At 56.1% G+C, this 21,577-nt stretch carries 22 protein-coding genes; 7 read left to right on the forward strand and 15 right to left on the reverse strand.

The genetic code is table 11. The features are described from left to right. Together diaA and dolP are read left to right on the forward strand one after the other, a co-directional pair. A complete protein-coding gene (gene diaA, locus V1572_RS00005; protein ID WP_003861754.1) occupies window positions 1–591 on the forward strand; it encodes a DnaA initiator-associating protein DiaA in 591 nt (196 codons plus the stop codon). 9 nt (window positions 592–600) lie between these two features. After that, the gene (gene dolP / locus V1572_RS00010) at window positions 601–1,176 is read left to right on the forward strand and encodes a division/outer membrane stress-associated lipid-binding lipoprotein (RefSeq protein WP_024906379.1); all 576 of its coding nucleotides are present in this window, start codon (window positions 601–603) and stop codon (window positions 1,174–1,176) included. 65 nt (window positions 1,177–1,241) lie between these two features. On the opposite strand, the gene V1572_RS00015 is transcribed toward dolP, so the two are convergent. Further along, window positions 1,242–2,279 (reverse strand): permease, encoded by a 1,038-nt coding sequence (locus tag V1572_RS00015; RefSeq protein WP_395299620.1) that lies wholly within the window; start codon window positions 2,277–2,279, stop codon window positions 1,242–1,244. Window positions 2,280–2,318: 39 nt separating this feature from the next. Beyond that, window positions 2,319–2,963, reverse strand: coding sequence for an NAD(P)H-binding protein (locus V1572_RS00020; protein WP_045910091.1), 645 nt, complete (start codon window positions 2,961–2,963; stop codon window positions 2,319–2,321). A gap of 128 nt (window positions 2,964–3,091) precedes the next feature. Between V1572_RS00020 and V1572_RS00025 the strand changes: the two genes are divergently transcribed. After that, window positions 3,092–3,610 carry a type 1 glutamine amidotransferase domain-containing protein gene (locus tag V1572_RS00025; protein ID WP_008501486.1) on the forward strand — a complete coding sequence of 173 codons (519 nt, stop codon included), beginning with the start codon at window positions 3,092–3,094 and terminating at the stop codon, window positions 3,608–3,610. Here V1572_RS00025 and V1572_RS00030 read toward each other — a convergent pair. Continuing rightward, complete coding sequence (locus tag V1572_RS00030; RefSeq protein ID WP_008501485.1) at window positions 3,590–4,024, reverse strand: YhbP family protein; 435 nt, start codon at window positions 4,022–4,024, stop codon at window positions 3,590–3,592. The two genes, V1572_RS00025 and V1572_RS00030, sit on opposite strands and share 21 nt — an antisense overlap. A gap of 14 nt (window positions 4,025–4,038) precedes the next feature. Between V1572_RS00030 and V1572_RS00035 the strand changes: the two genes are divergently transcribed. Next, complete coding sequence (locus V1572_RS00035) at window positions 4,039–4,368, forward strand: GIY-YIG nuclease family protein (RefSeq protein ID WP_008501484.1); 330 nt, start codon at window positions 4,039–4,041, stop codon at window positions 4,366–4,368. Here the strand turns inward: V1572_RS00035 and V1572_RS00040 are convergent. Both V1572_RS00040 and V1572_RS00045 read right to left on the reverse strand, forming a co-directional pair. Then, window positions 4,355–4,858 carry a GNAT family N-acetyltransferase gene (locus V1572_RS00040; RefSeq protein ID WP_045910092.1) on the reverse strand — a complete coding sequence of 168 codons (504 nt, stop codon included), beginning with the start codon at window positions 4,856–4,858 and terminating at the stop codon, window positions 4,355–4,357. The genes V1572_RS00035 and V1572_RS00040 overlap by 14 nt on opposite strands. Further along, window positions 4,852–5,376: an SCP2 domain-containing protein gene (locus tag V1572_RS00045; RefSeq protein WP_045910093.1), complete on the reverse strand. Its 525-nt coding sequence runs from the start codon at window positions 5,374–5,376 to the stop codon at window positions 4,852–4,854. The genes V1572_RS00040 and V1572_RS00045 overlap by 7 nt, the downstream gene beginning before the upstream one ends. Window positions 5,377–5,587: 211 nt before the next feature. On the opposite strand from V1572_RS00045, the gene V1572_RS00050 reads away from it, so the two are divergent. From V1572_RS00050 to V1572_RS00060, 3 genes are all read left to right on the forward strand, one after another. Next, entirely contained in the window at window positions 5,588–6,583 is a 996-nt protein-coding gene (locus V1572_RS00050; protein WP_021242249.1) for a peptidase U32 family protein, read from the forward strand. A 7-nt stretch (window positions 6,584–6,590) separates the two neighbouring features. After that, window positions 6,591–7,469, forward strand: a complete 879-nt coding sequence (locus V1572_RS00055; protein WP_048028859.1) for a U32 family peptidase — start codon at window positions 6,591–6,593, stop codon at window positions 7,467–7,469. A gap of 78 nt (window positions 7,470–7,547) precedes the next feature. Continuing rightward, on the forward strand, window positions 7,548–8,555 hold the full coding sequence (locus tag V1572_RS00060; protein WP_063622523.1) for an LLM class flavin-dependent oxidoreductase: 1,008 nt from the start codon (window positions 7,548–7,550) through the stop codon (window positions 8,553–8,555). Between the two features lie 84 nt (window positions 8,556–8,639). Here the strand turns inward: V1572_RS00060 and mtr are convergent, their stop codons facing one another. From mtr to nusA, 10 genes are all read right to left on the reverse strand, one after another. Then, window positions 8,640–9,884, reverse strand: coding sequence for a tryptophan permease (gene mtr, locus V1572_RS00065; RefSeq protein ID WP_008501478.1), 1,245 nt, complete (start codon window positions 9,882–9,884; stop codon window positions 8,640–8,642). Window positions 9,885–10,026: 142 nt separating this feature from the next. Next, window positions 10,027–11,922, reverse strand: coding sequence for a DEAD/DEAH family ATP-dependent RNA helicase (locus V1572_RS00070; protein ID WP_048028855.1), 1,896 nt, complete (start codon window positions 11,920–11,922; stop codon window positions 10,027–10,029). Beyond that, entirely contained in the window at window positions 11,915–11,995 is an 81-nt protein-coding gene (yrbN, locus tag V1572_RS00075; RefSeq protein ID WP_100122156.1) for a protein YrbN, read from the reverse strand. The genes V1572_RS00070 and yrbN overlap by 8 nt, the downstream gene beginning before the upstream one ends. A 107-nt stretch (window positions 11,996–12,102) precedes the next feature. Next, window positions 12,103–12,987 (reverse strand): lipoprotein NlpI, encoded by an 885-nt coding sequence (gene nlpI, locus V1572_RS00080; protein WP_008501476.1) that lies wholly within the window; start codon window positions 12,985–12,987, stop codon window positions 12,103–12,105. 108 nt (window positions 12,988–13,095) lie between these two features. Beyond that, window positions 13,096–15,234 carry a polyribonucleotide nucleotidyltransferase gene (gene pnp, locus V1572_RS00085; protein WP_045910096.1) on the reverse strand — a complete coding sequence of 713 codons (2,139 nt, stop codon included), beginning with the start codon at window positions 15,232–15,234 and terminating at the stop codon, window positions 13,096–13,098. A 242-nt stretch (window positions 15,235–15,476) separates the two neighbouring features. Further along, a complete protein-coding gene (gene rpsO / locus V1572_RS00090) occupies window positions 15,477–15,746 on the reverse strand; it encodes a 30S ribosomal protein S15 (RefSeq protein WP_003861789.1) in 270 nt (89 codons plus the stop codon). Window positions 15,747–15,900: 154 nt separating this feature from the next. Next, window positions 15,901–16,851 (reverse strand): tRNA pseudouridine(55) synthase TruB, encoded by a 951-nt coding sequence (gene truB, locus V1572_RS00095; RefSeq protein WP_063622527.1) that lies wholly within the window; start codon window positions 16,849–16,851, stop codon window positions 15,901–15,903. Continuing rightward, entirely contained in the window at window positions 16,851–17,255 is a 405-nt protein-coding gene (gene rbfA, locus V1572_RS00100; protein WP_003024988.1) for a 30S ribosome-binding factor RbfA, read from the reverse strand. The genes truB and rbfA overlap by 1 nt, the downstream gene beginning before the upstream one ends. 89 nt (window positions 17,256–17,344) lie before the next feature. Then, window positions 17,345–20,032, reverse strand: coding sequence for a translation initiation factor IF-2 (gene infB, locus V1572_RS00105; protein ID WP_045910098.1), 2,688 nt, complete (start codon window positions 20,030–20,032; stop codon window positions 17,345–17,347). A gap of 24 nt (window positions 20,033–20,056) precedes the next feature. Beyond that, window positions 20,057–21,559, reverse strand: coding sequence for a transcription termination factor NusA (nusA, locus tag V1572_RS00110; protein ID WP_003861798.1), 1,503 nt, complete (start codon window positions 21,557–21,559; stop codon window positions 20,057–20,059). Window positions 21,560–21,577 lie beyond the last annotated feature (18 nt).

Below are 21,577 nucleotides of genomic sequence, written 5' to 3' on the forward strand. Positions count from 1 at the left end.
GTGCTCGAAAGAATTAAAGTGTGCTTCACAGAAAGCATCCAGACTCAGATTGCCGCGGCGGAAGCCCTTCCGGATGCTATCTCGCGTGCCGCAATGACGCTGGTGCAATCCCTGCTAAACGGCAACAAAATCCTCTGTTGTGGCAACGGCACGTCAGCCGCCAACGCACAGCATTTTGCTGCCAGCATGATCAATCGTTTTGAAACAGAACGCCCGAGTTTACCTGCCATTGCACTTAATACCGATAATGTGGTCTTAACGGCGATTGCTAACGATCGTCTGCATGACGAAATTTACGCAAAGCAGGTGCGAGCTCTGGGTCATGCCGGAGATGTGCTGCTGGCCATCTCCACGCGCGGCAATAGCCGGGATATTGTCAAAGCCGTTGAAGCCGCCGTCACCCGCGACATGACTATCGTGGCCTTAACCGGCTATGACGGGGGTGAGCTGGCGGGTCTGCTTGGGCCGCAGGATGTGGAAATCCGCATTCCGTCTCACCGGAGCGCACGTATTCAGGAAATGCATATGCTCACGGTGAACTGCTTATGTGACTTGATCGATAACACGCTTTTCCCTCACCAGGATGATTAAGGAGTTCTTATGAAGGCTTTATCGACCCTCGCAGTCCTTATGTCTGCATTACTGCTTCAGGGATGTATCGCTGCGGCCGTTGTGGGTACCGCCGCAGTAGGCACCAAAGCGGCAACCGATCCGCGCTCTGTGGGGACACAGGTGGATGACGGTACGCTGGAGCTGCGCGTCAACAGTGCGCTGTCGAAAGACGAACAGATCAAGAAAGAGGCGCGTATCAACGTGACGGCTTACCAGGGCAAAGTGCTGCTGGCAGGCCAGGCGCCGAATATGGAACTCGCCTCGCGTGCGAAACAGATTGCGATGGGCGTTGAAGGGACCACAGAGGTGTTTAACGAAGTGCGTCAGGGCAAGCCAATTGGCCTGGGTGATGCCTCTTCCGATACCTGGATCACCACCAAAGTGCGTTCCCAGCTGCTGGGTTCGGACCAGGTGAAATCCTCCAACGTGAAGGTGACGACGGAAAACGGTGAAGTGTTCCTGCTGGGTCTGGTGACCGACCGTGAAGGGAAAGCGGCGGCCGATATTGCCAGCCGGGTGAGCGGCGTGAAGCACGTCACCACCGCGTTTACTTACATTAAATAAAAAAATCCCCTCAAGTGAGGGGATTTTTTTGTAGGCCCGGTAAGCGTAGCGCCACCGGGCGTTTTTCACAGAAGCGCAATACTTCCCACCATCACCCCACTCAACGCCACCAGCCCTGCGGTGAGCCACAGCGCTTTCGCCGGGAATGACTTACGCAGCATAATCAGCGACGGCAGGCTGATGGCAGGCAACGTGATGAGCAACGCCAGCGCCGGTGCGGTGCCCATGCCGGCCAACATCATGGTCTGAACAATGGGAATTTCTGCGGCGGTAGGGATCACAAACAGGCAGCCTGCAACGGCCATCGCAATGATCCACAACAGCGTGTTGTCGATAGCGCCATCCGCATGCGGGAAGAGCCAGACGCGCGCCGCCCCGAGAACCAGCACCGCCAGAATATAGACCGGGATGGTGCTCCAGAAAAGCTGCCATAGCGCCCTGCCCCAGCGGGCAAAGAACCCGCCCTGCGGCTCGCTGACGTCCAGTTCAACAGACGCGGACTCTGGCGTCTTATCCTTCACCAGATTTTGCACCAGCGTCGCCACCACCAGCACGGTCAGCAGTCCGGCCACCAGACGAATGAATGCGAAATGCCAGCCCAGGACAAAGCCCATAAACACCAGCGTCGCCGGATTGAGCAGCGGGTTGCCCATCCAGAACGCCAGTGCGCCCCCCATTGATACGCGCTGGCGGCGCATCCCTGCCGCTACGGGTGCAGCACAGCAGGAGCACATCATGCCCGGCAGGGAGAAGATCGTTCCCAGCAGCGTCCCCTGAAAGCGCGGCTGCCCGAGGGTTTTCACCAGCCAGTTGCGCGGGATCAGCACCTGAATCAGTGAGCCCAGGATCACGCCCAGGACAGCAGCCTTCCAGACGGCAAGGAAGTAGACCATGGCATAGTCCCACGCCGCCTGAAGCGGGCTGGCATCCGCCTGAGCGAGAATAGATTTACCGATGCTGTGCGTTTCGGCGGCGGTGAAGGCTTTGCCGTAGTACGGCTGCCATTTCACGTACCAGAGGCCAATAATGACCACGAGAAAGAAGAGTGCGGGCTTCCACCATTGAACAGGTGTTGCCGCCTGAGATGAAGACTGACCAGTCATAGCATTCCCCGGAGAGTATGAGTAATTAGCCGGGGGAGTTTACGCCTCGCCCTGCGCGATTTCACGCAGTTTTGCCGAAGGGATAATGTTTACGCCCGCTTTTGACGGGGCCAGTCCCTCTTTTAACATCGCCCGCGCGACGTCCCGCGCCTCGATGGCTTTCCAGTTGCCGGGAAGGATCCGAAACAGCGGGGCCAGGATCGACTCGTTAAAGCGGCGCTCGTCGCGGTGGCCGATCAGCATCGAGGGGCGCACAATCGTCAGCTGCTCCCATTTCTGCGCAATCAGTGCATCCTCCATCTTGCCCTTCACCTTGTTGTAGAAGAAAGGCGATCCGGCACTGGCGCCCAGCGCGCTGACCACCAGAAAATGTCTGGCTCCCAGCTTTTTCGCCGTAAGCGCGGTGTCCACCACCAGCGTATAGTCGGCGTGGATAAATGCCTCTTTGCTCCCCGCCTCCCGCCGCGTGGTGCCCAGACAGCAAAACGCGATATCAATGGGATCCTGCACCTGCGCCAGCGCATCCGTCAGTTGAGGATCGTGCGGATTAAAGACGCCGGAGATGTCCGCCAGCGGTCGACGCGTCGGGGCGGCGATGTAGTTCACGCGGCGATCCTGAATCAGCAGCCGCAGCAGATGATCGCCCACTAGCCCGGTAGCCCCGGTAATCAGTACCTGACTCATCGTATCCCCTTTACAGAATTGTCCGTTTGCGAACTCAGCGTCGTCGACCACACTTAGAAGTCTGTTACAGGTAAGTATTTACCACAAGCGGAGAAAAATCAGTCTGAAGCCAAAACAACGGAGGAAGCATGGGCAAGAAAATCGCAGTCTTGATTACCGACGAGTTTGAAGATTCAGAATTCACCTCTCCTGCAGAGGCGTTCCGCAAGGCGGGACATGAGGTCATCACCATTGAAAAAGAGGCGGGCAAAACGGTGAAAGGCCATAAGGGCGAGGCCAGCGTGACCATCGACGAGACTATCGATAACGTTAGCCCCTCCGATTTTGACGCCCTGCTGTTACCCGGCGGCCATTCACCGGATTCCCTGCGCGGGGACGAGCGCTTCGTGACCTTCACCCGGGACTTTGTCTCTACCGGCAAACCGGTCTTTGCCATCTGTCACGGCCCGCAGCTGCTCATCAGCGCGGAGGTTGTCCGCGGGCGCAAGCTCACAGCGGTGAAACCGATCGTAATCGATCTGAAAAACGCGGGGGCCGAATTTTACGATCAGGAGGTGGTCAACGACAAAGACCAGCTGATCACCAGCCGGACCCCGGACGATCTCCCGGCGTTTAACCGCGAAGCGCTACGCCTGCTCGGCGCGTAGCCAGTGCAGCTTCTTGCCAAAGCCCAGGGTGTTGTCGGTAAATTTCAGCTCATCGAGGCGGATTTCCCACACCGGGGCTTTTAGCGCAGCGGCAACCGGAAAGCGGCGCGTGTAGTGCTTACGACGCGCGTCGCTCTCTTCTCCGTCCAGACGACGGATTTCCCCTTTAAACTGTACTCCACGGATCAGCGCGACCGTTTTCGGCTGGCCATTCACCGTGCCCGCGACCTTCGCCTGCTGGCCGGTCATCTGCGCATGACGCGTTTTGTCTTCACTCATGACATAAAACGCGACGCGCTCCGGATCGTAGTAGTAAAACGCGTTTGCGCACCACATCTCACCCTCGCTGTAGACGCACCAGGTGACGACGTGCTGCTTCGCCAGCCAGCGGTTGATGGCTGCCAGTGTTTCCATTTTCGTTCTCTCTCATGCTATGGTGCGTTCACCTTAACATACTGAATCTGTTTACCGTGTGCTGGTTTCTCTATCTTGTCCGAACCGCTGATAACGCACTCTACACCGGGATCACCACCGATGTGGCGCGGCGTTTTTTACAACATCAAACGGGGAAAGGGGCAAAAGCGCTGCGGGGGAAAGGGGAGTTACAGCTCGCCTTTTCGGCGCCCGTCGGTGACCGATCGCTGGCGCTCAGGCTGGAATACCGCATCAAACAGCTGACGAAGCGCCAGAAAGAGCGCCTCGTGACCGGAGACGGCTCTTTTGAGGCGCTACGCGAGAGCCTGATTAAAAGCGATTGAAATGGTCGTGGTACTCGACCAGGCCATTGACGCCGTTGAGCGCATCGTCCGCCAGACGGTGCACCTGGAACGCGGATTCCGTACCCGGCCAGCGGCAGCGCAGATCGTAATGCGCGGCCTGCTCGAAGCCTAAACGGCCATAGAACGCCGGATCGCCCAGCGCAACAACGGCCGCATAACCGAACTCATTGAGCGAATCCAATCCTTCATAGACCAGCTGACGCGCCAGCCCCTGCCCGCGATAGTTTTCATCCACCGCCAGCGGTGCCATACCGACCCACTGCAGCTCTTCACCCTGAACGGTGACCGGACTGAAGGCAACATAGCCCACCACCTGACCTTCGTCATCGGTGGCGACCAGCCCCAGCGTAATCAGACCGTCTTCGCGGAGATCGTGGACCAGCTGGGCTTCGGCATCGCTCGCGAAAGCACGGCGCAGCAGCGCATCGATCCCCGGCGCATCAATCCCTATTTCGACTCGAATCAGCATGGCTCACCTACTGAAGTGTGTTTACTGTCCGGCGGGGCTTTCAGCCCGGCCTCAACGAAATCTGCCATTTGCATCAACATCACGCGCAGCGCTTTCGGCATCTGCTCCAGCTCAATGGCATCCATTAAATTCTTCACGTACAGGCCCAACTCCGTGTCGCCTTCAATCACCAGACGGCGCTGGAAGAAGAGCGTATCCGGATCCTGTTTACGCGCGGCGATCATCAGCAGATCGCTGGCGTTGGCGCTAAAGCTCACGTCCGCCTCGGCGGTTTCGCGGACGATCAGCTGGTCATTCTCAACGGAGGTAAACCAGCGCAGCCCGATGTCACGCACCTCAATGCTCAACCAGCGGCCTTCCAGGAATTCCAGCTCGCCATCCTGCAGCGCCTGGCGGAACTGCCAGCTCAGAACCTGCTCCAGCACCTGACGTTTAAGCGCGAACGGCGCCAGCTTGACCGGCACGCTCAGCATTGATGGGCCAAATTGTACGAGACGTGAACGCAGTTTATCCAGCACGAGCTTTACTCCCTGATATCTATAGTCCTGCTATTTTGCCATATCCGACGCACAACATAGCGGCGTAAATCAACAAACCGTCGTCCGGACAACCTCATTATTGGTGCCATCAATACGCCATTAGCTGCCTTAAATCAAAAATTGTCGCGTATGGGTTAATTAAAATCCCAGCTCGTTAACATTTTTGCGATCGACAACATCAGGATAAATTATGGAGCTGCTCTGCCCTGCCGGAAACCTTCCGGCGCTTAAGGCGGCCATCGAAAATGGGGCCGATGCGGTCTATATCGGGCTGAAAGATGACACCAATGCCCGCCATTTTGCTGGCCTCAACTTTACGGAGAAAAAGCTTCAGGAAGCCGTTAACTTCGTTCACCAGCACCGCCGCAAGCTGCATATCGCCATCAATACCTTTGCTCATCCTGACGGGTACGCCCGCTGGCAGCGCGCGGTGGATATGGCGGCACAACTGGGTGCCGATGCGCTGATTCTGGCCGACCTCGCCATGCTTGAGTATGCGGCAGAACGCTATCCCCATATTGAGCGCCACGTCTCTGTTCAGGCATCTGCCACCAACGAAGAGGCCGTGCGTTTTTATCACCGAAACTTTGACGTGGCCCGCGTGGTGCTGCCGCGCGTGCTTTCTATCCATCAGGTTAAGCAACTCGCACGCGTCACGCCAGTGCCGCTGGAAGTTTTTGCCTTTGGCAGCCTCTGCATTATGGCCGAAGGCCGTTGCTATCTTTCCTCGTATCTGACCGGCGAGTCGCCAAATACTGTCGGGGCCTGCTCCCCTGCCCGCTTTGTCCGCTGGCAGCAAACGCCGCAGGGGCTGGAATCTCGCCTGAATGAGGTGCTGATCGACCGCTATCAGGACGGTGAAAACGCCGGTTATCCCACCCTGTGTAAAGGCCGCTATCTGGTCGACGGCGAGCGTTACCACGCCCTGGAAGAGCCCACCAGCCTCAACACGCTGGAGCTGCTGCCGGAACTGCTGGCGGCCAATATTGCCTCGGTGAAAATCGAAGGTCGCCAGCGTAGCCCGGCCTACGTGAGCCAGGTGGCGAAAGTGTGGCGTCAGGCCATCGACCGCTGCATGGCGGACCCGCAGAACTACGCTCCGCAGCAGGCCTGGATGGAGACGCTCGGATCGATGTCCGAAGGCACGCAAACCACGCTGGGCGCGTATCACCGTAAATGGCAGTGAGAAAATCATGAAATATTCATTAGGACCGGTGCTTTACTACTGGCCAAAAGAGACGCTGGAAGATTTTTACCAACAGGCCGCCACCAGCAGCGCCGATGTGATTTACCTCGGTGAAGCGGTGTGCAGCAAGCGCCGCGCCACCAAAGTGGGCGACTGGCTGGAGATGGCGAAAAGCCTGGCCGGCAGCGGCAAGCAGGTCGTGCTCTCCACCCTTGCGCTGGTGCAGGCGTCTTCCGAACTGGGCGAGCTGAAACGCTACGTAGAGAACGGCGAGTTCCTGCTGGAAGCGAGCGATCTCGGCGTGGTGAACATGTGCGCCGAACGCAGGCTGCCGTTTGTCGCGGGTCATGCCCTGAACTGCTACAACGCCGTGACCCTGCGCCTGCTGCTCAAACAGGGCATGACGCGCTGGTGCATGCCGGTTGAACTCTCCCGCGACTGGCTGGCAAACCTGCTCACGCAGTGCGAAGAGCTGGGCATTCGCAACAAGTTTGAAGTGGAAGTGCTGAGCTACGGGCATCTGCCGCTGGCCTATTCCGCCCGCTGCTTTACCGCACGCTCGGAAGACCGTCCGAAAGACGAGTGCGAAACCTGCTGCATTAAGTACCCAAACGGGCGCAGCATGCTGTCGCAGGAGAACCAGCAGGTGTTTGTTCTCAACGGTATTCAGACCATGAGCGGCTATGTCTATAACCTCGGCAACGAGCTGGCGTCGATGGACGGGCTGGTAGATATGGTGCGCCTGTCGCCGCTCGATACCGGCGTGTTCGCGATGCTGGATGCCTTCCGCGCCAACGAAAACGGTGCCGCTCCGCTGCCGCTGACGGCGAACAGCGACTGTAACGGATACTGGAAGCGTCTGGCCGGGCTGGAACTTCAGGCCTAAAAAAGGCTCACTTTGTTAACAACGGTTATCATTTTTTAATGCAGTATTAAAGATTCACCGTCGACAAAGTGAGCTGTTATGACTGACAAAACCCTTCCGTTTTCGGTGCTGGATCTGGCGCCGATCCCACAAGGCTCCTCGGCGAGAGAAGCCTTTTCGCACTCTCTGGATCTGGCTCAGCTGGCCGAAAAGCGTGGCTATCACCGCTACTGGCTGGCCGAACACCACAACATGGTGGGCATTGCCAGCGCCGCCACCTCGGTACTGATTGGTTATCTGGCGGCAAATACCACCACGCTGCACCTGGGCTCCGGCGGCGTGATGTTGCCGAACCACGCCCCGCTGGTTATCGCCGAGCAGTTCGGCACGCTGAATACCCTCTATCCGGGCCGTATCGATTTAGGGCTTGGCCGTGCGCCGGGCAGCGACCAGCCGACCATGCGCGCCCTGCGTCGCCATATGAGCGGCGATATTGATAACTTCCCGCGCGACGTGGCCGAACTGGTGGACTGGTTCGACGCGCGTGACCCGAACCCGTACGTGCGCCCGGTGCCGGGTTACGGCGAGAAGATCCCGGTATGGCTGTTGGGCTCAAGCCTCTACAGCGCGCAGCTCGCCGCCCAGCTGGGGCTGCCGTTTGCGTTTGCCTCCCATTTCGCGCCGGATATGCTGCATCAGGCGCTGCATCTTTACCGTACGCACTTCAAACCGTCCGAGCGTCTGGAGAAACCGTACGCGATGGTGTGTATCAACATCATTGCTGCCGACAGCAATCGCGACGCGGAATTCCTGTTCACCTCCATGCAGCAGGCGTTTGTGAAGCTGCGTCGCGGGGAGACGGGCCAGCTTCCGCCACCGGTGGAGAATATGCATCAGCTGTGGTCAGCTTCAGAGCAGTATGGCGTTCAACAGGCGCTGAGCATGTCGCTAGTTGGCGATAAAGCGAAAGTGCGTCACGGGCTGGAGGCGGTGCTGCGTGAAACGCAGGCGGATGAAATTATGGTTAACGGCCAGATTTTCGATCACCAGGCGCGTTTGCACTCGTTTGATTTGGCCATGCAGGTGAAGGAGGAGTTGGTGGGGTAGTTTTTTGCCGGATGGCGGCTACGCCTTATCCGGCCTACGCGATCCCTGTAGGCCCGGTAAGCGTAGCGCCACCGGGCTTTGCATTTACTGATAGACAGGCAACAGATTAAAACTCGACAGCACGTGTACCAGGGCATTGCCCGCGCCGAACACCAGGATCAGCGCAATCATCGGCTTACCGCCCCAGACGCGGAATTTCGGGCTACCGAAGCGTTTACGTGATTTACGCGCCAGCAGCGCCGGCACAATCGCCGCCCAGATGGTTGCCGCCAGTCCGGCGTAGCCGATGGCGTACAGGAAGCCATTCGGCCACAGCAGGCCGCCCACAATCGGCGGCAGGAAGGTCAGCAGTGCGGTTTTGAAGCGCCCCATCGCAGAATCATCAAAGCCGAACAGATCCGCCAGGTAGTCAAACAGGCCCAGCGTCACGCCGAGGAAAGAGCTCGCCACCGCAAAGTTAGAGAAGATAACCAGCAGCAGATCCAGGCTGCGGCTGTTCAGCACGCCGCTCAGCGCCTGCACCAGCACGTCAATGTTACCGCCCTTCTGCGCAATACCGATAAATTCCGGGCGCGGGATGTTGCCCATCGTTCCGAGCAGCCAGATGACATACAGCGCCAGCGCCAGCAGCGTGCCGTAGACCAGACACTTCACAATGGTGCGCGGATCTTTGCCGTAGTACTTCATCAGGCTCGGCACGTTACCGTGGTAGCCGAACGACGCCAGACAGAACGGCAGCGTCATCAGCAGGTACGGCGTATAGGAGGTATTCACTTCGGCAACGTTAAACAGCGTGGCGGGCGTCACGTGCCCCAGCAGGCTGCCGAAGGTCAGGAAGAAGGTGATGACCTTCGCGCCCAGTACGATTGCCGTCATCCGGCTTACCGCTTTGGTACTCATCCAGACGATAAACGCCACGCCCAGCGCAAAGCACAGCCCGGCCAGACGCGCCGGAACGTTCAGCGACATCTCAGAGAAGGTGTGATGCAGAATCGAACCGCTCGCCGAAATATATGCGTAGGTCAGGATATAGAGCACAAACGCGATGGACAGACCGTTCACCAGGTTCCAGCCTTTGCCCAGCAGGTCTTTGGTAATGGTGTCAAAGCTCGCGCCAATGCGGTAGTTCAGGTTGGCTTCGAGGATCATCAGCCCGGAATGAAGCATACAGAACCAGGTAAAGACCAGCGCGGCCAGCGACCAGAAGAACCACGCACCGGACATGACCACGGGCAGGGAGAACATCCCGGCACCTATAATGGTTCCGCCGATGATCACCACGCCGCCAAGCAGCGAAGGTGACGTTTGGGTGGTGGTTAGTGTCGCCATACAGCCTTTTCTCCAGTCAATCATGCGGTTCTGCATTTTAATGTGACGCACTGTACCAGTACAAGAGTACAAAGGGAATAAAAAAAGCCCCGATAGCATGTATCGGGGCTGTATATTTTACTTTACGTCAGAAGCGTAAGGCTTACGCGTCACCAAAACGACGACGGCTGGTGCCTTCTTCACGACGTGGACCACGGCTTTCGCGGCGCTCGCCGGAGAAACGACGACCTTCACCACCGCGACCTTCGCTGCGACCGCCTTCACGACGCTCGCCGCCGAAACCGCGACCACCGCCACGACGTTCGCCGCCACGGTCAGGACGTGGCTGTGCATCGCCCAGCAGCTGCATGTTCATCGGCTTGTTCAGGATGCGGGTACGCGTAAAGTGCTGCAGTACTTCACCCGGCATGCCTTTTGGCAGCTCGATGGTAGAGTGGGATGCGAACAGCTTGATGTTACCGATGTAACGGCTGCTGATGTCACCTTCGTTAGCGATCGCGCCAACGATGTGACGAACTTCAACGCCATCATCACGGCCCACTTCAATGCGGTACAGTTCCATGTCACCTGCGTCGCGACGTTCACGACGTGGACGGTCTTCACCACCACGCTCTGGACGGTCACCACGTGGGCCACGATCGTTACGGTCGCCACGACGTTCGAAGCGATCGTCACGGTCACGGAATTCACGCTTAGGACGCATCGGCGCATCTGGTGGCACGATCAGGCTACGTTCGCCCTGAGCCATTTTCAGCAGTGCTGCAGCCAGGGTTTCCATGTCCAGCTCTTCGCCTTCAGCAACAGGCTGAATCTGCGACAGCAGCGCACGGTACTGATCCAGATCGCTGCTTTCCAGCTGCTGCTGTACTTTGGCGGCGAATTTTTCCAGACGGCGTTTGCCCAGCAGCTCTGCGTTTGGCAGGTCCGCTTCTGGAATGGTCAGCTTCATGGTACGTTCGATGTTGCGCAGCAGACGACGCTCGCGGTTCTCAACGAACAGCAGCGCGCGGCCAGCACGACCCGCACGACCGGTACGGCCGATACGGTGAACGTAAGACTCGGAATCCATCGGGATGTCGTAGTTAACAACCAGGCTGATACGCTCAACGTCCAGACCACGTGCTGCCACGTCGGTTGCAATCAGGATATCCAGACGACCGTCTTTCAGACGCTCCAGAGTCTGCTCACGCAGGGCCTGGTTCATGTCACCGTTCAGCGCTGCGCTGTTATAGCCGCTACGCTCCAGGGCTTCAGCCACTTCCAGGGTCGCGTTTTTGGTACGAACGAAGATAATCGCCGCATCAAAATCTTCCGCTTCCAGGAAACGTACCAGCGCTTCGTTTTTACGCATGCCGTACACAGACCAGTAGCTCTGGCTGATGTCCGGGCGAGTGGTTACGCTGGACTGAATACGCACTTCCTGCGGCTCTTTCATGAAGCGGCGGGTAATGCGACGGATAGCTTCCGGCATGGTTGCAGAGAACAGCGCGGTCTGATGACCGTCCGGGATCTGCGCCATAATGGTTTCAACGTCTTCGATGAAGCCCATACGCAGCATTTCATCTGCTTCATCCAGTACCAGACCGCTCAGTTTAGAGAGGTCCAGGGTACCGCGCTTCAGGTGATCCAGCAGACGGCCCGGCGTACCGACAACAATCTGTGGGCCCTGGCGCAGGGCGCGTAACTGCACGTCATAACGCTGGCCGCCGTACAGGGCAACCACGTTTACGCCGCGCATATGTTTAGAGAATTCCGTCATGGCTTCTGCAACCTGAACAGCCAGTTCACGGGTTGGAGCCAGAACGAGGATCTGCGGTGCACGCAGGTCCGGATCAATGTTGTTCAGCAGCGGCAGCGAGAACGCTGCAGTTTTACCGCTACCAGTCTGGGCCATGCCCAGCACGTCACGACCAGAAAGCAGGTGTGGGATACACTCAGCCTGGATCGGAGATGGTTTTTCGTAACCCAGATCGTTAAGGGCTTCAAGGATAGGAGCCTTCAGGCCCAGATCTGCAAAAGTGGTTTCGAATTCAGCCATGTAGTACGAGTGCCTCAATGTCAATGGCGGCCAGTCTACTTAGCTCATCGTGAAAATGATTAGCAATTTTCATTGAAAAGTGTGAACCGGCTCAAAGTAGGTGTATTGACGAACAACAACGCCCTCACCAGTTAAGGTGATGGCAATCAAAAGATTACGGGCTGATGTTTATGTCGTCAGCTATTGCTGGTCCGATTCTGCCAGGTCGTCTTGCTCCTGGCCCAAGAGCGATAATTCCAACAATGCATAACGGTGCTCAACGAAGTTGTGTACGTTGTTAGCAACCGCTAATTTGAACAGTGCCGTAGCGCTGTCCTTATCCCCCAGACTTAGGTAGTACTTACCTAAATAGAAGTTGGTTTCACTGAGATGCTCAGCGAGCGAGGTGTTATCCGTTGCGTCCGCCTTGAGGCGTTCCATCAGCGTTGCTTCGCTAATGTTGCCCAGGTAGAACTCGACAATGTTCCATCCCCACTGTTCCTTGTCCGATTTATCGAAGCGTTGTTTCAGTGCCTCTTTTGCCTGCTTCTCATCGAGCTTCCGCTCAACGATGTAAAGCCACAGGCTACGGAAAGGATCATTAGGATCGTCTTGATAAAACGCCAGCAGATCATCTTGCGCTAACTTGTCACGACCGCCGTAATACAATGCGATACCGCGATTCAAGTGCGCGTAGTTGTAAGTTGGATCAAGCTCAAGTACAGAATCAAACGCTTCATAGGCAGCATCAAAATTGCCTGCCTGCGTTAAATAAATGCCTAAGTAATTGAATACTTCAGGCATATCAGGTCGGATAGCCAGCGCTTGTGAAAAATCATTTCGCGCCAATGCCCTCAGACCGAGACTATCATACAACACTCCGCGCTCATATAAAAGCTGTGCGCGTTCGTCATCGGTTAAAGCCCGACTGGCAAGTATTTGTTCCATGCGTGCCAGGATCACTTCCTGCTGCAAAGTCGGTTGCAATGGCACTGCGAGGACTTCGCTCTTACGCCAGGCAGAGTTGCTGCATCCTGCCAGCGTTAAAGCTGTCGCAACGAAACACCAGCGCAAAAAAGGCTTCATTTCCCACTCCCGAAGACAACTATTGGATGAACGTCCTGTCCCCCGGCGGCTTAACAAGGCGTCCTGCCTGATAATAGGCCCTCCGCAAAGCGGAGGGCAAATGGCAACTTACTCGCCTTGCTGTTCTGCGGCCTGTGCTTCTGGCGCAGCAGCTGGCTGAGACTGCTCGGTTGCTTCTTTAATGCTCAGACGGATACGGCCCTGGCGATCAACTTCCAGAACTTTAACCGGTACTTCCTGACCCATCTGCAGGTAATCGGTCACTTTCTCAACGCGCTTGTCAGCGATCTGAGAGATGTGAACCAGACCTTCTTTACCGCCACCGATGGCAACGAACGCGCCAAAGTCAACGATACGGGTCACTTTACCTGCATAGACGCGGCCCACTTCGATTTCTGCAGTGATTTCTTCGATGCGACGGATCGCGAATTTCGCTTTCTCGCCGTCGGTTGCTGCGATCTTCACAGTACCGTCATCTTCGATTTCGATGGTGGTGCCAGTCTCTTCGGTCAGCGCACGGATTACGGAACCGCCCTTACCGATAACATCTTTGATCTTGTCTGGATTGATCTTGATGGTGTGAATACGCGGTGCGAATTCAGAGATATCACCGCGTGGCGCGTTGATAGCCTGTTCCATCACGCCCAGGATGTGCAGACGCGCACCTTTAGCCTGGTTCAGAGCAACCTGCATGATCTCTTTGGTGATACCTTCAATTTTGATATCCATCTGCAGCGCAGAGATACCGTCGCGGGAACCCGCCACTTTGAAGTCCATATCGCCCAGGTGGTCTTCGTCGCCCAGAATGTCAGACAGAACAACATAGTTGTCGCCTTCTTTCACCAGGCCCATTGCGATACCCGCAACGGCGGCTTTGATTGGCACGCCTGCATCCATCAGCGCCAGAGAGGCACCACACACGGAAGCCATAGAAGAAGAACCGTTGGATTCGGTGATTTCAGACACCACACGTACGGTGTACGGGAATTTGTCTGCTTCTGGCATGACTGCCAGCACGCCGCGCTTCGCCAGACGACCGTGACCAATTTCACGACGCTTCGGCGAGCCAACCATACCGGTTTCGCCTACGGAGTACGGAGGGAAGTTGTAGTGGAACAGGAAGCTGTCAGTACGCTCGCCCATCAGTTCGTCGATGATCTGTGCGTCACGTGCCGTACCCAGGGTCGCGGTAACCAGCGCCTGCGTTTCGCCACGGGTGAACAGCGCGGAACCGTGAGTACGTGGCAGCACGCCAGTACGCACATCCAGACCACGGATCATGTCTTTTTCACGGCCATCGATACGCGGCTCGCCTGCCAGAACGCGACTACGAACAACGTTTTTCTCGATAGCATGCAGAATTTCGCTCAGCTCGTTAGCATCCAGCGTTTCGTCTTCAGCAACCAGCGTTGCGATAGTTTCAGACTTGATCACGTCAACCTGAGCGTAACGCTCCTGTTTGTCAGTGATGCGGTACGCATCGCTCAGACGAGATTCTGCCAGAGCTGCAACGCGTGCATTCAGCGCGTCGTTTGCTGCTTCTGGCTGCCAGTCCCAACGTGGCTTACCGGCTTCTTTCACCAGATCGTTGATGTTCTGGATAACAACCTGCTGCTGGTCATGGCCAAAGACCACAGCACCCAGCATCTGGTCTTCGCTCAGCAGTTCAGCTTCGGATTCAACCATCAGCACAGCGGCTTCAGTACCCGCAACCACCAGGTCCAGCTTACTTTCTTTCAGCTCTTCCTGAGTTGGGTTCAGTACGTACTGGTCGTTGATGTAACCGACGCGCGCGGCACCGATTGGGCCATTGAATGGAATACCAGACAGTGACAGGGCAGCGGACGCACCGATCATCGCCACGATGTCCGGGTTAACCTGTGGGTTAACGGAAACAACGGTCGCGATAACCTGTACTTCGTTAACGAAGCCTTCCGGGAACAGCGGACGAACCGGGCGGTCAATCAGACGCGCGATCAGGGTTTCGCCTTCGCTTGGACGGCCTTCACGACGGAAGAAGCCACCCGGGATTTTACCGGCAGCGTAGGTACGCTCCTGGTAGTTAACGGTCAGCGGGAAGAAGTCCTGACCTGGTTTAGCTTTTTTCTGGCCCACAACGGTAACGAATACCGCGGTGTCATCCATGCTTACCATAACGGCAGCAGTAGCCTGACGTGCCATCATGCCGGTTTCCAGCGTGACGGTATGTTGACCATACTGGAATTTACGAACGATCGGATTAAGCAAAGTTCTGTCCTTTCTTAAATGTTTGACAGCACACCACCGGTGTGCTGTCGATTTGACCCGACCTTCTTCGCATCCTCGCGACTAATGACAACCAACACCCCCCTGGGTGAAGCCTCTCATTAGCCGCGCGAACCTCTGCAATGAAGATCATTTATAGCAACAATACAATAGTTTCCAGTGAATTGCTGCCGTCTGCTTGAAAAAAGGGGCCATCAGGCCCCCTTTTCTGAAACTCGCAAGAATTAGCGACGCAGACCCAGACGCTCGATCAGCGCGGTGTAGCGTGCAACATCTTTACGTTTCAGGTAGTCGAGCAGTTTACGACGCTGAGAAACCATACGCAGCAGACCACGACGGCTGTGGTGATCTTTTTTGTGCTCTGCAAAGTGACCCTGCAGGTGGTTAATCTGTGCAGTCAGCAGTGCAACCTGAACTTCGGTAGAACCGCTGTCGTTAGTACCACGACCAAACTCAGAAACGATTTTAGCTTTAGCTTCAACGCTTAGAGACATTTTCAAACTCCAAAGTATAAAGAATGTAAGGATGCCGATCTCTAATTCAGCAATCCCATGTACGCCCCGCAGATTGTTAAACAATTTACCAGGCGTTAAGCGGCGATATTCTACTCGTCTCCCCTGCTTATCGCAAGGTGAGCCGTTATCACCGTCACGCGTCGACCGGATATTCGACGACCAGACGACGCGGCGCAACGCGCCCTTCGCCATCCATTTCGCCCATCCCGATGAATTTCCCTTCGTCACCTTCGGTCACGCGTACCAGGCCTTCCAGCGGTGCCTCCGCCGTACGAACCGGGTTGCCGTTCTTAAAGTAAACGGACGATGTTAAAGGAAGATTAACAACCGGGAAGTCCGCAGCCGGACTGTCCATCGGCATCAGCAGCGGATCCAGCAAATCTGCCGGCGCGATCCCCTGCGCTTCAGCCTGTTCAACCAGCTCGCGCAAATGTTCCAGGGTCACCATCCGCTCCACCGGGTACTTGCTCACCGCCAGACGACGCAGGTAAATCACATGCGCGCCGCAGCCCAGTTTTTCACCGAGGTCGTCGATGATGGTGCGAATATAGGTCCCTTTCGAACAGTGCACTTCCAGCTCCAGCTCATCGCCTTCATGGCGAATAAAGAGCAGCTCATACACGGTAATCGGACGGGCTTCACGCGGGACCTCAATGCCCTGGCGCGCATATTCGTAGAGTTTTTTCCCCTGATACTTCAGCGCCGAATACATCGACGGTACCTGCATCGTATCCCCACGGAAGCTCTCCAGCGCCGCATCAAGTTGCTCCGCGCTGAACGTCACCGGACGCTCCTCCACGACCTGACCATCCGCGTCGGAGGTATCCGTGCGCTGGCCCAGCTTAGCGATAACGCGGTAACGCTTATCGGAGTCGAGCAGGTACTGGGAAAACTTTGTCGCCTCTCCCAGACAGACCGGCAGCATGCCGGTTGCCAGCGGGTCGAGCGCGCCGGTGTGGCCCGCACGGTTGGCGTTAAAAATACGCTTAACTTTCTGCAGCACGTCGTTGCTGGAAGCGCCCTGGGGTTTATCCAGCAGCAGCACACCATGCACGTCGCGACCACGACGACGAGGACGACTCATCAGTCCTCCTTGCTGTCGTCCGCCGGGTTAACACGACGCTCATCGTCATGTTTAACCACGCTGGTCACCAGGTTGGACATACGCATACCTTCGACCAGCGAGTTGTCGTAGAAGAAGGTCAGTTCAGGCACGATACGCAGGCGCATCGCCTTACCGAGCAGAGAGCGGATGAAACCAGACGCTTCCTGCAGCGCTTTGATGCCGTTTTTCACTGCGGCTTCGTCCTGATCGTTCAGGAAGGTGACGAACACTTTGGCATAGGCCAGGTCACGGGACATTTCCACACCGGAAACGGTGGTCATCATGCCGACGCGTGGGTCTTTAATTTCACGTTGCAGAATGAGTGCGATCTCTTTCTGCATTTCCTGCGCTACGCGCTGAGGGCGACCAAATTCTTTCGCCATAATAAATTCTCCAGACAAAAAAGGGGCTAAAGCCCCTTTTTGAAATTATTGCCGGGTGGCGCGAGGCGATCCCGGCTTACAATCGGTAATTAAGCGATGGTACGCTGAATTTCGATGATCTCGAACACTTCGATCATATCGCCAACGCGAACGTCGTTGTAGTTCTTCACGCCGATACCACATTCCATGCCGTTACGGACTTCGTTAACGTCATCTTTGAAGCGGCGCAGGGATTCCAGCTCGCCTTCGTAGATAACCACGTTGTCACGCAGTACGCGGATTGGGTTGTGACGCTTGATGTTACCTTCGGTAACCATACAGCCCGCGATCGCACCGAATTTCGGTGATTTGAACACGTCACGTACTTCAGCCAGACCGATGATCTGCTGTTTCAGCTCAGGAGACAGCATGCCGCTCATCGCTGCTTTCACTTCGTCGATCAGGTTATAGATGACGGAGTAGTAACGCAGATCCAGACTTTCGGATTCAATCACTTTACGCGCAGACGCATCCGCACGAACGTTGAAGCCAACCAGGATAGCGTTGGACGCAGCAGCCAGGGTTGCGTCGGTTTCGGTGATACCACCTACGCCAGAACCGATGATCTTCACTTTCACTTCGTCGGTAGACAGTTTCAGCAAGGAGTCGGAGATCGCTTCCACAGAGCCCTGAACGTCGGCTTTCAGCACAATGTTCACTTCGTGAACTTCGCCCTCGGTCATGTTGGCAAACATGTTCTCGAGTTTAGATTTCTGCTGACGAGCCAGTTTAACTTCACGGAATTTGCCCTGACGATACAGTGCCACTTCACGTGCTTTCTTCTCGTCACGCACAACGGTCACTTCGTCACCGGCAGCCGGAACACCGGACAGACCCAGGATTTCCACTGGAATGGACGGACCCGCTTCCAGCACTTCCTGACCCAGTTCGTTACGCATCGCACGAACGCGACCGTATTCGAAACCGCACAGAACGATATCGCCTTTATGCAGCGTACCTTCACGAACCAGAACGGTAGCAACCGGGCCACGTCCTTTATCCAGGAAGGATTCGATAACCGCACCGCTCGCCATACCGTTACGGATGGCTTTCAGCTCCAGAACTTCGGCCTGCAGCAGGATCGCGTCCAGCAGTTCGTCGATACCGGTACCCGCTTTCGCAGACACGTGTACGAACTGGCTTTCGCCGCCCCACTCTTCCGGCAGGATACCGTACTGGGAGAGTTCGTTTTTAACACGATCGGGATCCGCTTCTGGCTTATCGATCTTGTTCACGGCAACCACAACCGGCACACCGGCTGCTTTCGCGTGCTGGATAGCTTCGATGGTCTGCGGCATGACGCCGTCGTCCGCCGCAACAACCAGAACAACGATATCCGTCGCCTGAGCACCACGAGCACGCATAGAGGTAAACGCGGCGTGGCCCGGGGTATCCAGGAAGGTGATCATACCGTTGTCAGTTTCTACGTGGTATGCACCGATGTGCTGGGTAATACCACCCGCTTCGCCAGAGGCAACCTTGGTAGAACGAATGTAGTCAAGCAGAGAGGTTTTACCGTGGTCAACGTGACCCATGATGGTCACTACCGGTGCGCGCGGTTCTGCCGCAGCACCTGTGTCACGGTCGCTCATTACTGCTTCTTCCAGCTCGTTTTCACGACGCAGGATAACTTTGTGGCCCATCTCTTCCGCAACCAGCTGTGCAGTTTCCTGATCGATCACCTGGTTGATGGTTGCCATCGCGCCCAGCTTCATCATCGCTTTGATGACCTGAGAGCCTTTAACCGCCATCTTGTTCGCCAGTTCGCCAACGGTAATGGTTTCGCCGATCACAACGTCACGGTTAACGGCCTGAGCCGGCTTCTGGAAGCCCTGCTGCAGAGCGGAACCTTTACGCTTGCCGCCTTTACCACCGCGAACCGCCGCGCGTGCTTCTTCACGGTCAGCTTTGGATTCAGCGTGCTTGTTACCTTTTTTCGCCGGACGCGCTGCTTTTGCATTACGACCACGGCCACGGCCGCCTTCTACTTCACGGTCGTTATCATCTTCAGCCTGACGTGCGTGCTGAGAAGTGGTCACGTGATAGTCGCTGGTGTCTTCAGACTGCTCAGCGGTATCAACACCGTTCTTCTCATTTTCTTCAGCCATACGACGCGCTTCTTCGGCGACGCGGCGAGCTTCTTCTTCCAGCTTACGGCGGGCTTCTTCTTCCGCTTTACGCTTCAGCTCGGCAGCTTCATTTTCACGGCGGGCTTTTTCAGCCTGGGCGGTTTTGGTCATTTCGTCTGTCTGTTGATTGCTCACTTTGTCTTTTTCCGCAGCGTCACGCTTCACTTTATCACTTGCGTCGCGTTTCGCTTTTTCTGCGGCCTCACGTTCAGCTTTTAATTCTGCTTCACGTTTGGCGGCTGCTTCCGCCTCACGCTGAGCTTGTTCTTCCGCTTCACGCTGTGCCTGCTCTTCCGCAGCAAGGCGTTCTGCCTCTTGCGGATCACGTTTTACAAAGGTGCGCGTCTTGCGGACTTCAATTTGTACCGATTTGCTTTTGCCACCGGTACCAGGGATGTTTAACGTGCTACGCGTTTTGCGCTGCAGCGTTAACTTGTCAGGCGTAGAGCCGTGTTCACGGTTCAGGTGCGTTAACAAGGTTTGTTTTTCTTGCGCGGTCACCGAGTCATCAGCGGACTTCGGGATCCCTGCATCAGCAAATTGCTGTACCAGGCGGTCCACGGAGGTCTGAATCTCAGCAGCCAGCGATTTTACAGTTACATCAGTCATGCTGTTCCTTCCTGCTACAGTTTATTACGCTTCGTCGCCGAACCAGCAAATATTACGTGCGGCCATGATGAGCTCGCCGGCTTTCTCGTCGGTTAAACCTTCGATATCAGCCAGGTCATCAACGCCTTGCTCAGCGAGATCTTCCAGCGTACAAACACCACGGGCAGCCAGCTTGAACGCAATCGCACGATCAAGACCTTCCAGATTCAGCAGGTCATCAGCCGGCTTCTTATCGCCAAGGCTTTCTTCCTGAGCCAGTGCCAGGGTGGTCAGTGCGTTTTTAGCGCGTTCACGCAGGGCTTCAACGGTTGGTTCATCCAGACCGTCAATTTCCAGCAGCTCTTTCATTGGCACATAGGCCAGTTCTTCCAGCGTAGAGAAACCTTCTTCAACCAGAACAGTGGCGAAGTCTTCGTCAATATCCAGGTATTTCGTGAAGGTATCGATCGCCGCATGGGCTTCAGCCTGATGCTTAGCCTGCAGGTCATCAACGGTCATGACGTTGAGTTCCCAGCCGCTCAGCTGTGACGCCAGGCGTACGTTCTGACCGTTACGGCCGATTGCCTGCGCCAGGTTGCCCGCTTCAACAGCGATATCCATGGTGTGTTTGTCTTCGTCAACAACGATAGACGCCACATCAGCCGGAGCCATTGCGTTGATCACGAACTGCGCCGGGTTGTCATCCCACAGAACGATATCAATACGTTCGCCGCCCAGCTCAGTAGAAACTGCCTGGACACGCGCACCGCGCATACCGACGCAAGCACCGACCGGGTCGATACGCTTGTCGTTGGTTTTCACCGCAATTTTCGCACGGGAGCCCGGATCGCGAGCCGCCGCTTTAATCTCAATAACTTCTTCACCGATTTCCGGTACTTCGATACGGAACAGTTCTACCAGCATTTCTGGTTTAGAACGGGTCACGAAGAGCTGTGCACCACGCGCTTCAGGACGAACGGCGTACAGAACACCGCGAATACGGTCGCCTGGGCGGAAGTTTTCACGCGGCAGCATATCTTCACGCAGGATCACGGCTTCAGCGTTACCCGGCAACCCTTCGGATTTGATCTCCAGGGAGATGTTGTCGCGGTTCACTTTCTTCACCACGCCGGTGATGATTTCGCCTTCCTGATCGCGGAACTGATCGACAACCAGCGCGCGCTCGGCTTCGCGCACTTTCTGCACGATAACCTGTTTAGCGGTCTGGGTGGTGATACGGTCGAAGGTCACAGATTCAATCTGATCTTCAACGTAGTCACCCACGTTCAGACTTTCGTCTTCAAAACGGGCGGCTTCCAGCGTGATCTCTTTGGTCGGCTGGGTCACTTCTTCAACGATTACCCAACGACGGAATGTATCGAAGTCACCGCTTTTACGATCGATTTCTACGCGAACATCGATCTCTTGTTCGTATTTTTTCTTGGTTGCTGTAGCCAGTGCACTTTCCAGCGCTTCAAAAATCTTCTCACGCGGCAGTGATTTCTCGTTGGAGACGGCTTCAACAACAGCCAAAATTTCTTTGTTCATCGCGGGCTTTTCACCTCA

This window comes from Enterobacter quasiroggenkampii (genome assembly GCF_043972695.1).
Taxonomy (GTDB): Bacteria; Pseudomonadota; Gammaproteobacteria; order Enterobacterales; family Enterobacteriaceae; genus Enterobacter; species Enterobacter quasiroggenkampii.